The organism is Nitrosomonas communis (genome assembly GCF_024102715.1).
Lineage (GTDB): Bacteria > Pseudomonadota > Gammaproteobacteria > Burkholderiales > Nitrosomonadaceae > Nitrosomonas > Nitrosomonas communis_B.
In genome coordinates, this window is sequence record NZ_JAGFJM010000089.1 from 1 (window position 1) to 13,787 (window position 13,787).

At 45.1% G+C, this 13,787-nt stretch carries 14 protein-coding genes and 1 pseudogene; 12 read left to right on the forward strand and 3 right to left on the reverse strand.

Annotated elements, in window-relative coordinates:
- Together J5I83_RS08440 and J5I83_RS08445 are read left to right on the forward strand one after the other, a co-directional pair.
- On the forward strand, nucleotides 1-352 hold a 352-nt coding region (locus J5I83_RS08440; RefSeq protein ID WP_304054937.1), incomplete at its 5' end, for a Bax inhibitor-1 family protein.
- Nucleotides 353-444: 92 nt separating this feature from the next.
- Nucleotides 445-624 carry a hypothetical protein gene (locus tag J5I83_RS08445; RefSeq protein WP_304054940.1) on the forward strand — a complete coding sequence of 60 codons (180 nt, stop codon included), beginning with the start codon at nucleotides 445-447 and terminating at the stop codon, nucleotides 622-624.
- 531 nt (nucleotides 625-1,155) lie between these two features.
- Here J5I83_RS08445 and J5I83_RS08450 read toward each other — a convergent pair.
- The 3 genes from J5I83_RS08450 to J5I83_RS08460 form a co-directional block, all read right to left on the reverse strand.
- Nucleotides 1,156-2,655: a carboxypeptidase M32 gene (locus tag J5I83_RS08450; protein ID WP_304054943.1), complete on the reverse strand. Its 1,500-nt coding sequence runs from the start codon at nucleotides 2,653-2,655 to the stop codon at nucleotides 1,156-1,158.
- Nucleotides 2,656-2,919: 264 nt separating this feature from the next.
- Nucleotides 2,920-3,606, reverse strand: a complete 687-nt coding sequence (locus J5I83_RS08455; RefSeq protein WP_304054945.1) for a Kazal-type serine protease inhibitor family protein — start codon at nucleotides 3,604-3,606, stop codon at nucleotides 2,920-2,922.
- Nucleotides 3,607-3,906: 300 nt separating this feature from the next.
- Complete coding sequence (locus J5I83_RS08460) at nucleotides 3,907-4,509, reverse strand: DUF4202 domain-containing protein (protein ID WP_304054948.1); 603 nt, start codon at nucleotides 4,507-4,509, stop codon at nucleotides 3,907-3,909.
- Nucleotides 4,510-4,696: 187 nt separating this feature from the next.
- Here J5I83_RS08460 and msrB point away from each other — a divergent pair, with 187 nt between their 5' ends.
- From msrB to J5I83_RS08510, 10 genes and pseudogenes are all read left to right on the forward strand, one after another.
- Nucleotides 4,697-5,215, forward strand: coding sequence for a peptide-methionine (R)-S-oxide reductase MsrB (gene msrB / locus J5I83_RS08465; protein WP_304054951.1), 519 nt, complete (start codon nucleotides 4,697-4,699; stop codon nucleotides 5,213-5,215).
- A 53-nt stretch (nucleotides 5,216-5,268) separates the two neighbouring features.
- Nucleotides 5,269-5,352 (forward strand): annotated as a pseudogene (locus tag J5I83_RS14540) (transcriptional regulator); the annotation flags it as partial.
- Between the two features lie 154 nt (nucleotides 5,353-5,506).
- A complete protein-coding gene (gene nadS / locus J5I83_RS08475; protein WP_304054956.1) occupies nucleotides 5,507-5,791 on the forward strand; it encodes a NadS family protein in 285 nt (94 codons plus the stop codon).
- 155 nt (nucleotides 5,792-5,946) lie between these two features.
- Entirely contained in the window at nucleotides 5,947-7,071 is a 1,125-nt protein-coding gene (locus tag J5I83_RS08480) for a hypothetical protein (protein WP_304054959.1), read from the forward strand.
- Nucleotides 7,072-7,095: 24 nt separating this feature from the next.
- On the forward strand, nucleotides 7,096-7,464 hold the full coding sequence (locus J5I83_RS08485; protein ID WP_304054962.1) for an STAS-like domain-containing protein: 369 nt from the start codon (nucleotides 7,096-7,098) through the stop codon (nucleotides 7,462-7,464).
- Nucleotides 7,457-8,083, forward strand: a complete 627-nt coding sequence (locus J5I83_RS08490) for a hypothetical protein (RefSeq protein WP_304054963.1) — start codon at nucleotides 7,457-7,459, stop codon at nucleotides 8,081-8,083. The genes J5I83_RS08485 and J5I83_RS08490 overlap by 8 nt, the downstream gene beginning before the upstream one ends.
- 366 nt (nucleotides 8,084-8,449) lie before the next feature.
- On the forward strand, nucleotides 8,450-8,716 hold the full coding sequence (locus J5I83_RS08495) for a type II toxin-antitoxin system Y4mF family antitoxin (protein WP_304054965.1): 267 nt from the start codon (nucleotides 8,450-8,452) through the stop codon (nucleotides 8,714-8,716).
- Nucleotides 8,709-9,980 (forward strand): type II toxin-antitoxin system HipA family toxin, encoded by a 1,272-nt coding sequence (locus tag J5I83_RS08500; RefSeq protein ID WP_304054968.1) that lies wholly within the window; start codon nucleotides 8,709-8,711, stop codon nucleotides 9,978-9,980. The genes J5I83_RS08495 and J5I83_RS08500 overlap by 8 nt, the downstream gene beginning before the upstream one ends.
- A 633-nt stretch (nucleotides 9,981-10,613) precedes the next feature.
- On the forward strand, nucleotides 10,614-11,762 hold the full coding sequence (locus J5I83_RS08505) for an HD domain-containing phosphohydrolase (protein ID WP_304054970.1): 1,149 nt from the start codon (nucleotides 10,614-10,616) through the stop codon (nucleotides 11,760-11,762).
- Between the two features lie 525 nt (nucleotides 11,763-12,287).
- The gene (locus tag J5I83_RS08510) at nucleotides 12,288-13,712 is read left to right on the forward strand and encodes a hemolysin family protein (RefSeq protein WP_304054971.1); all 1,425 of its coding nucleotides are present in this window, start codon (nucleotides 12,288-12,290) and stop codon (nucleotides 13,710-13,712) included.
- Nucleotides 13,713-13,787 lie beyond the last annotated feature (75 nt).

A 13,787-nucleotide genomic window follows, 5' to 3' on the forward strand; every position in this document is an offset into this window, starting at 1 on the left:
TATCATTACATTGTCACTAGCGGGCACAGGTGCGATATTCATGGGATTATCCGCGTATGCCCTTGCCACACGAAAAGATTTTAGTTTTCTGGGTGGATTCTTGATGGTAGGCTTTTTGTTAGTTTTACTTGCTGCTCTGGCAAATATTTTCTTACAAATACCTGCAATGTCATTAGCGATATCAGCGGTAGTTATCCTCATCATGAGTGGTTTCATTTTATATGACACGAGTCGTATTATTCATGGTGGCGAAACTAATTATGTGTTAGCAACAATCGGGCTATATATGACAATTTTCAATATCTTTATCAGCTTGTTGCAAATTTTAGGGATTATGGGTAACGATGATTAATTGTCGGCTACTTTAAATAGCTATTCAAAGCCCCGGCCAAACCGGGGTTTTGTTTTTAGAGCGGAATAAACGGAAGGGAAAGAGGTCTGGATATGGATTGGATGCAAATTGCCTCTGCATTAGCGTTAATAATGTTCTTAATAATTTTATTTCCTGCAGCGCTGGAAATGATGAAAAACAGCCCTAAAGCTACCTCCTCGGATTGGAAGGCTGTTATCGTCCCTCTGATAATAATTATTTTGTTTATTATGTTGTTAATTAGGTTGGTTTAAGTCAAGTTTTTCTGGTAGGAGCTTAAGCTTGTCAACCATTCTCAGCTGACTTTTTTATTGTCAGTTCTCGCGTGTTCTCTGGGCGTATGCAAATTCCTGCGAACTTCGAGGCTTCACTAAATCCCACAAATTCGCTCATTTTCTCCCTCTTTACCTCATTATTCTCTCCACCCCTACTCACCATTCAGGGATGAAGTCCCCAAGTTGATGTTTTTATTTAATTCAATATATTACGCACGGACGAAAATCAAATGGCTTATTTTCAACATTGATCCAGATACGGAGAGGAAACACTTCAGCTCAAAAATGGAGATTGGTGCGTCTTGGTTGGTTTCGGCGGATGTGCATGGTCTCGGGGGCCCTGGAGTTGCTCACTTTTTTTGATCCGTGCAGATTATTATGATTGGCCGTGGGTGCTGGATTTTGCCAAAATCTTGGCTGAAGAGTTAGGTCGGGAATACAACAGCCGGATCTGCCGAGGTAGAAGCTTTTGAAGTTGAGTGCATTCATCGCTCTCATTGGTACGAGTCTCTATAAATATTTCCGCTTCAAGTATGCAAGAAAGGGGCTCGACGACAGGTCCTGGCCAGTCACGCGTCGGATCAGCTCCTGCGGGAAAAGACTTGAACCGTACTGATAGATATTTTCCTTCAACCATGAATGCATGGTACTGAAATTTCCGTGCGTCATCGCCTCTGTAATTTCTGGATGAACCTTAAGAGCAGCGTCGTAACACTGCGCGCTAAAGAGATTTCCAATCGTATAACCCTGAAACATGCCACCGACACTTCCGTAATACCAATGGACATCCTGAAGGCAGCCCTGTGCGTCGGACTCTGGACGTACGCCGAGATCGGACTCGTACCGGTCGTTCCACGTGCCAGGCAGATCCATCACCTTGAGTGAGCCGTCCAAAAGCTGCGATTCTATGTCGAAGCGAATCATGACGTGCAGATTATAGGTCACTTCATCGGCCTCAGTTCGAATCAACGAGGATTCCACGTGATTGATGCCGCGATAGAATTCATCCAATGAAACATCCCGCAGCGTATCGGAAAAATGGGCTTGCAGGTGAGGATAAAAATATGTCCAAAACTCACGCGACCGACCCACCAGATTTTCCCACAGCCGGCTTTGACTCTCGTGAATTCCGGCGGAAGTGCCGTGACCCAGAATGGTTCCGTCCAGGCTTGGCGAAAGTCCCAGTTCGTAAAAGGCATGACCGGACTCATGAATGGTACTGAAAATGCCGTCACAGAGATTCGTCTCATCGACCCGGGTCGTGATGCGAACGTCCCCGGCGCCAAGCTTTGTCATGAACGGGTGATGGGTAAGATCCTGGCGTCCACGATTGAAGTCATAACCGATACGCTTGGCCAGCCAATTCAAAAACTCCATTTGCCGGGACTTAGGATAAACCCGTGATAAAAAATCGGTACGCGGCCTCTCGCGAGACGACAACTCTCGCACCAATGGCACCAGATCCTGTCGGAGGTCGGCAAAAAGCGTCTTGAGACTCGCAGTAGTCATGCCGGGATCAGCGTCTTCGATGTGCGGGTCCATGGGATGGGCCCATGCGGTTTCACCGGAGTTGAAAAAATCCGAGATGGTCCGTGAGTACGTGACAGTCTTTTCCAGAAATGGCGCCACAGCATCGAAGTCATTCGCTTTCCGTGCGTGAACCCAAACGTCGTAAGTCTCAGCCATGTGTTGAAGAAATTCAGCCTTGAAAGCAGAAGGGATTTTCGACGCCCGGGCAAACTGCCGACGGGCCAGATGTAGGAACGCCTGGTCGTCTGCAGACAACGTTGCATCTGGCAATCCTGACGCGGTTTCCAGAAGCGCGGCCACAGCCGGGTCGATCAGTTTTTCATGGGCGGCTTTTTCGACCGTGGCGATCATGCGACCGCGTGACGCTGTTCCACCCTGAGGCATGTGAGTAGACATGTCCCACTGGAGCACGGAGCCTGCCCGCCGCAGGTCATCGATTTCGGCAAACCGTGCCTTCAAAGACTGGAGAGCTGGATGCATGGAAATATTGTCCTCTCTGAAATGAGCAGTGAATAGGAAAAACAAAAGTTCTTGTTCATAGAAAATGAAAGTACCACCATCAAATATTATCGGCCATCTATCTAACCGGTTTATTTGTATCTACTCCGGTGTATCTGGGTAGGTTAATGAGGATTCAAGCGGACTCCACGCTTTCAAGAAATCCAGCGCATTTATTTTTTCTCTCTTTGCACCATTTTTCTCTCTAGTGTCACCACCAAGAAACGTGTGAAGTCCGCCGCAGGCTTATGGTTGAGATAGTTTACATTCACCCACATAATCAATGGAAACACCTGCTGCTGCCGCCTCGCATGGATTACCATAGGTTATTCCATCGCAACCACAGACTGGTTCATACTGTCTTGTGCAAGCTGTAGGTTTGTCCTTGCAGACGCCCTCTATGTCGGCAATCTTGCAATGACCGATACCGAAATCACAGTATTGTTGCGTGCTTGCACACTGCTTCCCTTGGATTCCACCACAACTTTGTGGTTGATGATTAACATCAATAGGTTCACAAGCTTTGGTTAATTCTACGTTGTAGAAAGTACCAGATGGAGGATGAATAGAGTTTAGCCTATGTATAAAATTATTGAATTTTTCTGTCGTCGCACTAAAACCCGCCTCTGCACATAAAGACAAGCCACCTTCAATAAAAATAGGTCCTCCTGCTCTAGGGCTATATACATACAACGTATCGACAGCTCCATCCTTAAACGCATGCCCGATAACCTTGCGAACTTTGTGTTCAGAAGCATCATCAACAGCGCCTCCAGTGCCCCCAATGCTAACATTAACGGCACGATGTTCCGCAAAGACGGATACTGTATTAAGCAAGAGTGTTCCAACGATAAAGACATATGCGAGTCCCTTTATTTTTCTACCACTTATTAAAACACAGGAACTCATTAACCAAGTTAGGAGCGTGTTCATAGTATTACCTCCGCAAGTTGAAAAAGAATCTATTTAAATGTAAATTCCTCAACGAAGAAATATTGATACATCTCTCTATAATCTCAAAGTCTGCACCGCTATTCCGATTGGCAATTACTGCAGTATTTCTTTATTTATCCATCCATTAATATTAATAAGGATTGTTTAGCTTACCATACCAGCTAAATCCGATCCTTTTTTGATGCTGAATTGCTGTCATAACCTTTCACTTTCATCTCATTTCCTGCTGCATGGCGGAACCACTTGGGTGATGTCTTATTATCAGATACGACAAGTACGTTATTCAGATACTGCCTTCTTGATTATTGCAGCCAGTGAATCTGGAAATTTAATGTGCCCAGAGAGCGCGTACTGACGAGCCCGGACGGACATCTTGTTCCAAATCTTGCGAATGATATCAAGCCACTTCTGTTCGTCGTATTCAGGGTGTTTATTAGCGAAGTCGAGCAGGTAGTGTTCGAGAAAAACCAGTCCGGCAACATCTTCCAATAGCTGGGTATCCGGATTGGCCTTAAGCGATTTCTTACCAACAGCCTGGGTTACACGCGCAATAAATTCATTTTCATATCCCGCCTTGGCAAGCAAATCGGCAATTGTGTCAGCATGAAATTTGTATAGCCCAGCACGCCATTGATGATAACCTTTACGATTTATCGGATAATCGCTGCGTGGCGATTTCCAGCGCTGGATGTGTTGCGCGCTTGCCGCCAGTCTCATAGCGTCATCGGCATCGGGTGCATAGCGTTCGAGCATGTCTGACATGCGGTGCGAATAAAGCAATTCTTTCGGCCAAGCTTTTCCTTCGCAGATTTCCTGGTTCGGGTCTTCACTATTGGCCGCATCTATCAGTTCTTTCGCTTTATCGAAGCATTGCTTTGTCATATGGTTAGCTTGCCGATCCGGTATTCTGTTAGCGATGAAAGATTAAAACATATTTACAGCGGACAGTTAAAAAACAATGCACAGATAGATGCATGCGCTATTGAAGCTATGAATAAATTATAATTGAAACAAGCGGTTCTTACTGGAACCATCAAAAAAGCACTCTTGCAGATTTAGAGAAAACTTCATGAAACGACGCACTTTGTTACAAACACTCGGCCTAGCAGCCGTATTTCCGCTAATGCCCGCATGTTTTCGCGCACAAGTGGTGGGAGAAGCAACCAATCCTATTGCGCCCCTCAACAAACCCCATGAGGAATGGCGCAAATTACTCTCAGCCAGGGCTTATCAAATACTGTTTGAAGAAGCCACCGAACGCCCGGAATCCAGTAATCTGGGTTATGAGGATCGTGACGGCACCTTTATTTGCGCCGCCTGTTATCTACCATCGTTTGAAAGCGCCAATAAATACGAAAGCTGGACGGGTTGGCCAAGTTTTACCCAGCCTATACCCGGGCACGTAGCGACTAAAATCGACTTCAAGATGATCTGGCCACGCACGGAATATCACTGCGTGCGCTGTGGCGGTCATCAAGGCCATGTATTTAGTGATGGCCCGCCTCCACGTGGAGAACGCTGGTGTAATAATGGGATTGCGCTAAAGTTTGTGCCAAAAGACGAGCCACTGCCAGCGCTTAGAAGCTGATAAGGTCAACCCTCTCGGTTTGATGCACAAACTATTTAACACCGAAACAGATTATGGACATCAAACCAATCAAAACTGATACTGATTATCGCGCAGCATTGAAAGAAGTTGAAACACTCATGACGGCTAAGCCAGAAAAAGTAGCAGCGTTCGAGTTATATGCTTTTTGGCCACCGTTGAGATTATTCATCTGGCACTTGCTTACCCTAAGAATGTAAAAGACAACTTAACCAACGCTGAAAAGGCTGAGCTGAAAAAATTGACCAAATTACTCAAGGATGAGGTTTGAGCATGAGCGTTTTTAACGAATTAAAAACTTCTCTGCAGGAGGCTGTCGATATTAAACAGGGTGTGAAATCACCGTCTCGTGTGGCTCGCTTTGAAGTCGTCGATGTAAAAGCTCTGCGCTCGCAACTGAATGTCTCTCAGCAAGAGTTCGCCGCGGCACTGGGTACCAGTGTCGACACCATCAAAAGCTGGGAAAACAAGCGACGCAATCCGACTGGCTTAACAGCAAAGGTACTCGCAACTATTCAAGATCACCCCAAATTCTTTTACGAGCTGGCATCACACTAAACTCTGATCTTGGCGCCGCCTTTCAAATGACGCCGGAGTTGGTGCTCGCATCATCCAATCTTGACCTGGCCCCAATATGGAAACTCGACTGGAATCCTTAATTCATAAATGTAGTTTTTTAAAACCATGTTTATCAACATAAGAAACAAATTCTTATGAAAAAACTTTCAAGAAAGCAGCGAGAGATTGATGTAAAGAATGGCATAAAACATCGCCAGGGAATGACTAAATCAAAAAAAAGAAAATCAATTAATTACTCAAACGGTTCAGAAGTTAATGATTGGATTGATAGTCATAGAGAAAAAGGGCTGAATGTCGAAATTAATAAAAATAGAGTTACCATCATTTTGCCGGAGCGATTAAACTTTTTTCATGATTACAAGTTAACAGTTCTCCATCTGAATGCTATTAGAAAGCTGATAACAAACAAATCTACATCACATAAAACCTATAAATTAGATAAAGTTAAATTTGATTATTTGAAATCTGTATCGACTTCGGCTTCATTGGTTTTAACAGCAGAATTATCTAAGTGGGATGATGCCGTTAGAAATAATCTGAAACCAAATATAAAAAATTGGAATCCAGATATACTGGTTAATTTTAATGAACTAGGGTTCTTTGATCTATTTAAGAATAAACCAAGCAACATTAGCCAGTTTGAAAGTAATGCTTCACATAATAGAAAAATAATCAAATATACAAAAGGTCGGTGTGGCGACAATGAACAGACAAGAGTTTTGAAAGAAAATATCACTAATATTATTGGTGATGAAATTAAGAAATGGAGGTTCTTACATAGTGGATTATCAGAAGCAATAGTTAATGTGACTCATCATGCATACCCAAAAGAGTATGGATTTTCTGAAATTGATAGGAATTGGTATTATACAGCGTCATACAACACAACTAAGAAAGAGCTAAAGGTTGTGTTTTATGACCAAGGTATCGGAATTCCAAAGTCACTGCCTGCCTCAGATTTATGGGAAAAATTATTAGAGTTCTTATCGATATTTCCCCTTGCTGACAGAAAAAAAGACGAAGTGCTTTTGAAAGCAGCTGTTGAGCTTGATAGAACAAGAACAGAAGACTCGGACCGAGGAAAAGGATTACAAGATTTGATGGAGTTTATTCGTCAGCGCGGTGACGGCTATTTATCTATTCTTAGTTTGAAGGGTTTGTACAAGTTGCAGATTAATAATGGTATTGAATCAATAAAATCTGAACGCTTTGATTATCCGGTTCATGGCACTTTAATAATTTGGTGTGTCACAGTATGACTATAAATTTGAATGGACGAAAAAATGAAAACACTTAATATTGGAAAAGATTTTTCCCCAGATCCAATAGGACGGTATAGGTCAGACGGTAACAGAAGCGGCGAAACATTCAGAGAAGATTTTCTTAAACCAGCGCTTCAAAGCCTTGAGTCTGGTGAAAAATTAGAAATAATTATTGATGATGGAGTAGAGAGTTACGGTTCATCCTTCTTGTCAGAAGGATTCGCTGGTATGGTGAAATATGGATTTATTACAAGCGATGAACTTCTCGAAAAAATTAAAATTACATATACCAATGATGACTTTGAATTTTTCAAAAACAAGATATTGGAATATATAAGCAAAGCAAAATATAAATCAAGAATCTACAAGCCGACAAAAAAATATGAGTGAAGACAAAGATACTGAAAATCCTGCTTTTACCTCAACGTTCGATCATATATTTTCTTTTTCACGATTAAATCACGACTGCCAGGCTATTCATGATGTTATAAAAGAAAATATTTTGGCAAATGAACACCTACATACCTCAATTGAATTGCTCAATTCAACTCTAGTTTCTCAGTCAGAGAATAACTCTTTTATAAAACCATTCATACCTATTATTTCGGTAATAATAGGGGTGATTCTCGGATTTATTTCTACCCGCTTTCACTGGGAATGGACTGAAAAAGAGAAAAAGAAAACAGATTCATTTACTAAAATTTCCACTTTAATTAGTGAGCTTGAAACATTATCAGTGGAATATTGGACAAAAGACCACTGCGAAGATGATGAAAAAACCGAGATCTACATAAAATCAAAAATCAGACTTCTAACCAAATATGTGAAATCTATTGACGCAAAACAAAAAACAATAAAACAAGAGCTTGATAATTTCACGTCTGACATATTCGATCTGGTTACAGGAGATGAATTCGAATCAAAAGATAGAAGAGCATCTAAGAATAAAGCGATCTCCATTTCATATCGATGCACAGACATTAATGCCGCTGTCGCAAGTCATTGTTAAAATTTGATCAAGTAGATGATCAAAACCACGCACGGGTTTTATCTGGCAAATATGCGTAATAGTCACAGTAGTGTTACTTTCTTCTTTTGTACATAATGTACGATCTCGTGGTTACATCCTACCTTCCGAACGAGTTGGCAGGCGTCGCGCTGTTTCGCCCGCGAGTCAAGCGATATCACTGGCTAAATCAATCTCCGCGCCTTTTGCATCGATTAGATAGCGTATTCTCCGCAGCATGTTTGCCACATTCCCTATCGGGAATAATTTGATAGAATATCGACTGGCTCCTTAGTAATTTTCCCGATCAGGTAAATTTCCTTGCGCTGAAGCGTCCTTAATCTTATAATTTCCCGAACGGGAAAGTTATTGACCAAAACCATGATTCCTATCGATTCTACACAAGCGCTCGGTGCAGCGCTGAGGGCAGCACGCAAGCAACTGGACCTAACGCAATCCGATCTGGCACTGGCTGCTGGGGTGGGTTTGCGTTTTGTAGTCGATCTGGAAGCAGGAAAACCCTCTGTGCGGCTAGAGCAGGTGCTCCGTGTGATCGATGCCCTGGGTGGCCAAGTACAGATCGCCGGATTGCCAGATTTACTGACAGCAGCCAAGGCAGCACGTCATGATGCATGAACTCGAAGTCTGGTTGCTCGCTGATAAGGTCGGTACCCTGTCACTGGCGGGCGGGCGGCTGAGCTTTTGTTATCACGCCAGTTGGTTGGCCAACTGCGACGCGGTAGCACTATCGCGCTCATTGCCGCTTCAGGCGGAACCCTTTGATGACATCCATACCCGACCTTTCTTTGCCGGACTGTTACCGGAAGGACATTTGCGGCGATTGATCGCGCAGCAGTTTCAGGTATCGGAGCAGAATGATTTCGCTTTGCTGAATGCGATTGGCGGTGAGTGCGCCGGAGCCATCACGTTCTTACCAAAAGATGCAGCCCCTCAAATGGGCGGCAAGGGAGAAGTGCAGTGGCTGGACGATCAACGGCTGGCCGACATCCTGGATGAGTTGCCCCGTCGCCCGATGCTCGCCGGTCAGCACGGGCTGCGCTTGTCACTCGCAGGCGCTCAGGACAAGCTGCCGGTGGTGTTTGATGGGCAGCGCTTTGGCTTGCCCCTGAGAGGACATCCCAGCACACATATTCTGAAACCGCCGATTCATGCCATTGAGAGCAGTGTGGTCAATGAAGGCTTCTGCCTCGCGTTGGCCCATACGATGAAGTTGCCGGCCGCCGAAGCACAGGTTCATCAAGCTGGTAACCGCCGTTTCCTGCTGGTCACGCGCTATGACCGCCAGCTCGATACAGAAGGCAGGCCGACGCGCTTGCATCAGGAGGATTTCTGCCAGGCACTCGGCGTAGTGCCGGAAATGAAGTATCAGAACGAGGGGGGGCCCGATTTGAAAGCCTGCTTTGATCTGCTGCGGCGTGTCACCCGCCCCAGTGCGCCCCAGGTGCTACGCTTGCTGGACTACGTGGTGTTCAACGCACTGGTCGGCAACCACGATGCACACGCCAAGAACTTCTCGCTGCTGTATGTGGCCCCGCCATCCAAAGTTTCGCCAACTCTGGCACCACTTTACGACGTGCTGTCGACTGCCATCTACCCGAATCTCACTCCAAAGATGGCAATGAAACTGGGCAGCAAGTATAAGTTCAGCGAAGTTCAAGCCCGGCACTGGGAACAATTTGCCGAGGCTGCCGGGTTGGCACGCGCACTGACCCGTAAGCGCATTCTTGGTATAGCGCAGGCACTGCCAACGGCTGCGCGCGCCTTGCAAGCTAGCCCCAAGTTCGCGGGGGAGCCCTTGCTTGATCAGATCGTCACTCTGATTGAGCAACGCGCAGCGCTGACTGCTCGAGGCCTGACTGAAGGTGATGATTCCGCCTGACGAACGCGTGTTCGATTCAGATTCGGGAATTGAACTGAACTCGGAAAGCAACTGAGTTTGAAGCCCATTTCCGGCGAGCAATCCAGCCAGAAAACCTGCTTGATTGCTCGCTCCCATGTCGCATGGTTTGAGTACTTTTCGATCGAATTCACAATGGTTCATACCAGCCCACAACGCTTCGATTCCGTACTTTCAATAGAGGTTTGGTGCGGGTTCCGACCCCACCATCACCAAAGACCAACCCTTCATCTGGTTGGTTCTTTTCGCCTACTCTCGCGTATTTGCGCGGGCTCATGCGTATTCTTGCGGACTTCTAGGTTCCCCAAAATCCCACAAATTCGCCCACTTTTTCTCTCTTTGCGTCATTATTCTCTTCACCCTTACCCGTCTTGCAAGTGCGAAGTCCGCAAGTATCTAAAATAACATTCATATATATGATAGCTTACAATCTGGCTAATCAACTCAACTGTTTTTTTTAGCATTGGTAGACGAAGGAAACAGCTTATATTTCAGTAAATGGAAAATTCTGGAAATCGCCTGATCATTTCTACTCATACTAGTGTATAGGTTGCATGGTAAATCGTTTAGAATGTTTTTCAAATCAACCGAAAAATCTTCCTTACCAGAAATTTTATGCATCAGCAAAAAGATCTTTTTACGCATCAGGATACCCTAGCTAATTTGCACGAAAATATCCCACTAACGGAAAAACTGCGTTTCTTGCATCAAATTATTCGCCAGGATTTTCCATTCCTTGATCGTTTGGCAATAGCACTATTTGATGAAAAAACGCAAATTCTCAAAACTTACACGCACAGCACTGACGGAAATGATAGCCCGGTAACAACATATGAAGCGCCACTCAGCTCGGCGCCTTCGTTGCACGCCATCATCGCGCATCGCCGTCCTCGTTTGGTGCAGGATCTTAATATTTTTTCCCAAGGCACGCATGAGCACACCAAGCGCATCGCTGCCAAAGGGTACAAATCCAGTTACACCATGCCGCTGTATCAAGGCAGAACCTTTATTGGTTTTTTGTTCTTTAACTCGTTGCAGGAGCATCCTTTTACACCACAATCGTTGCGTCAGATTGATATTTATGGGCATTTGGTCGCACTGATGGTGATCAATGAACTGACGGCAATCCGCACACTAATTGCCGCAGTTCGCGCAGCACGCAGCATGACGCATTATCGTGACTTGGAAACTGGCTCGCATATCGACCGCACCGCGCACTATGCACGCCTGATTGCTCGCGAACTTGCCAGTAACTATGACATTACAGATGAGCAGATTGAGCATATTTTTCTGTTTTCACCGATGCATGATGTGGGCAAAATCGGCATTCCGGATAATATTCTGCGCAAACCCAGTCGGCTTGACGACAGTGAACTCGATGTAATGAAAACACATCCGGAAAAAGGCCGCGAAATTATCGACGCCGTGCTGAAAGATTTCAGTTTAGGCACTTTCGGTCATGTCGATATTCTGCGCAATATTGCGGAATATCATCATGAAGCGATGGATGGTAGCGGCTATCCCAAGGGTTTGAAAGGCGATGAGATTCCAATTGAAGCACGCATCAGCGCGGTTGCGGATGTGTTTGACGCTTTGACATCGCGCCGCGTGTACAAAGCAGCGTGGACAAATGAAGAAGCTTTTGCAGTCTTGCAGAAAATGTCGAATGTCAAACTGGACCGCGATTGCGTCAATGCATTGATCAACAATCTCGATAAAGTAATAGCGATCCAGCAACAGTTCCGCGATGAAGAATTGATTTAATGGTTTTGTCGCATTAACCGCAAAAAAATGTATGTTTTGGATGAACGGATTTAAATCTACGCCTTCAAAACTAGGCGCGGCCTCTCATCTGTTAAATATTCATTAGTCAAATAGGTGCAGTAAATCGCTATTATCTTTGCATCTATTGTCATTGATCCCAAGAAATTCTCAACTTTCCGCAATTGCTAGCAATCTTCCGCACCCGTGTTCACCTCCCTTAATCTCCACCATCAAATATTATCAACCATCTATCTAACTGATTTTTTATACCCACCTCTACGTGTCTACGCAGGTTATTGGGGGTTCTTACGGGCTTCAAAGTTTCAAAAAATCTTACAAATTTGCCCACCTTTTCTCTCTTTACCTTATTTTTCTCTGACCTCGCTGTCAATAAATTATTGAAGTTCGCAAGCGTCTAATATAACATCCATACAGATCAATAGCTTACAAGTGGACTAATCAATTAGTTTTTGTTGGCATAGGTAGGCGAGGGAAACAAGCTCGCATTCAAAGAATGGAAAGAGCGTGGAACGCCTTCAACCAAAGCCGATTGTATTGAAACTTGGTCAAGCTAATAAATTAATAATTTTTATTAATACCCGAGCGCAACTGGGCGCTCTAATTATGGAAATTGCGCTACTTCTTGGACTTATTATTCTTAACGGCATTTTTGCCATGTCTGAGATTGCTTTTGTCATGGCACGCAAGGCACGCCTACAGAAGCTTATCAATGCAGGTGATAGCGCTGCCAAGGCTGCTTTGGAACTAGGCAGCGACCCTAACAAGTTTCTCTCCACCGTGCAAATCGGTATCACTTCGATTGGCGTTATGAATGGTATTGTCGGTGAAGCAGCACTAGCCGGACCTTTGAGTGCCTGGCTCACTACACTAGGCATACCCTCGCCCCATGCCGGCTATCTAGCTACTGGCCTCGTGGTCGTGAGTATCACTTACTTTTCTATTGTACTGGGCGAACTTGTTCCTAAACGTTTAGGGCAAATTAACCCTGAACTACTTGCACGGCTAGTGGCTCGCCCCATGATGTTACTTGCGACCCTAACGAAGCCTTTTGTATTTCTACTCTCGACTTCGACGCAACTCTTACTGCGTCTATTCGGTATTAAAGACACTAACCGACAAGTGCTGACGGCGGAAGAACTGTATCTGATGCTGGAAGAAGGCTCGGAAGCTGGTATTATCGAGCGGCAAGAACACCAAATGGTAAAAAACGTATTCCGCCTGGATGATCGCCAGATCGCATCGCTCATGGTGCCACGTAGTGAAGTCATCTATTTTGACGCTAACGAAAGTCTGGAAGAAAATCTGCAACGCTTTGAGATGAGCCCGCATTCGCGCTTTCCAGTAGTGCGCGGTAACTGGAGTAATATCTTAGGAGTAGCAAGCGCACGCCAAATGCTGGCGCAGACCTTGCGTGGCGGACAACCGAATCTGACCGAAGGCCTGCAGCCCGCGGTCTTCGTTCCTGAGTCACTCACCGGCATGGAACTGCTGGAAGAATTTAAGAATTCCGGTGTGCAGATGACTATAGTCGTGGATGAATACGGCGAAGCACAGGGTATCGTGATGTTGCAAGATGTGATGGAAGCGATTACCGGTGAGTTCAAGCCGCGCAGAATTGAAGAATCCTGGGCGATATCCCGCGATGATGGCTCGTGGCTAATCGATGGTCTGATTCCGATTCCTGAGCTTAAAGATCGGCTCAAGATCAATCAAGTGCCGGAAGAAGAACGTGGTCGCTACCACACGTTAAGTGGTATGGTGATGCTGCTTTTGGGCAAAATCCCGCAAACCGGCGATCGGTGCGAGTGGGAAAACTGGATCTTTGAAATCGTCGATCTCGATGGCTTGCGTATTGACAAAGTGCTGGCAATGCCTAAAACCGCTCTTGATGAAAAAAATGATGCGGACAAGACGGGACGCGCTGAATGAGGTATGCAGTGTAGTTTGGAGTTCTTCCGGAAAATGCGTATCTGGTGAGTGGGTCCTTCTTGAGAGAACTCAAGA

Bases quoted from the DNA above. Each gene is read 5' to 3' on its own strand.
- J5I83_RS08445 (WP_304054940.1), top strand. From the start codon at position 445: ATGGATTGGATGCAAATTGCCTCTGCATTAGCGTTAATAATGTTCTTA.
- J5I83_RS08450 (WP_304054943.1), bottom strand. From the start codon at position 2,655: ATGCATCCAGCTCTCCAGTCTTTGAAGGCACGGTTTGCCGAAATCGAT.
- J5I83_RS08455 (WP_304054945.1), bottom strand. From the start codon at position 3,606: ATGAACACGCTCCTAACTTGGTTAATGAGTTCCTGTGTTTTAATAAGT.
- J5I83_RS08460 (WP_304054948.1), bottom strand. From the start codon at position 4,509: ATGACAAAGCAATGCTTCGATAAAGCGAAAGAACTGATAGATGCGGCC.
- msrB (WP_304054951.1), top strand. From the start codon at position 4,697: ATGAAACGACGCACTTTGTTACAAACACTCGGCCTAGCAGCCGTATTT.
- nadS (WP_304054956.1), top strand. From the start codon at position 5,507: ATGAGCGTTTTTAACGAATTAAAAACTTCTCTGCAGGAGGCTGTCGAT.
- J5I83_RS08480 (WP_304054959.1), top strand. From the start codon at position 5,947: ATGAAAAAACTTTCAAGAAAGCAGCGAGAGATTGATGTAAAGAATGGC.
- J5I83_RS08485 (WP_304054962.1), top strand. From the start codon at position 7,096: ATGAAAACACTTAATATTGGAAAAGATTTTTCCCCAGATCCAATAGGA.
- J5I83_RS08490 (WP_304054963.1), top strand. From the start codon at position 7,457: ATGAGTGAAGACAAAGATACTGAAAATCCTGCTTTTACCTCAACGTTC.
- J5I83_RS08500 (WP_304054968.1), top strand. From the start codon at position 8,709: ATGCATGAACTCGAAGTCTGGTTGCTCGCTGATAAGGTCGGTACCCTG.
- J5I83_RS08505 (WP_304054970.1), top strand. From the start codon at position 10,614: ATGCATCAGCAAAAAGATCTTTTTACGCATCAGGATACCCTAGCTAAT.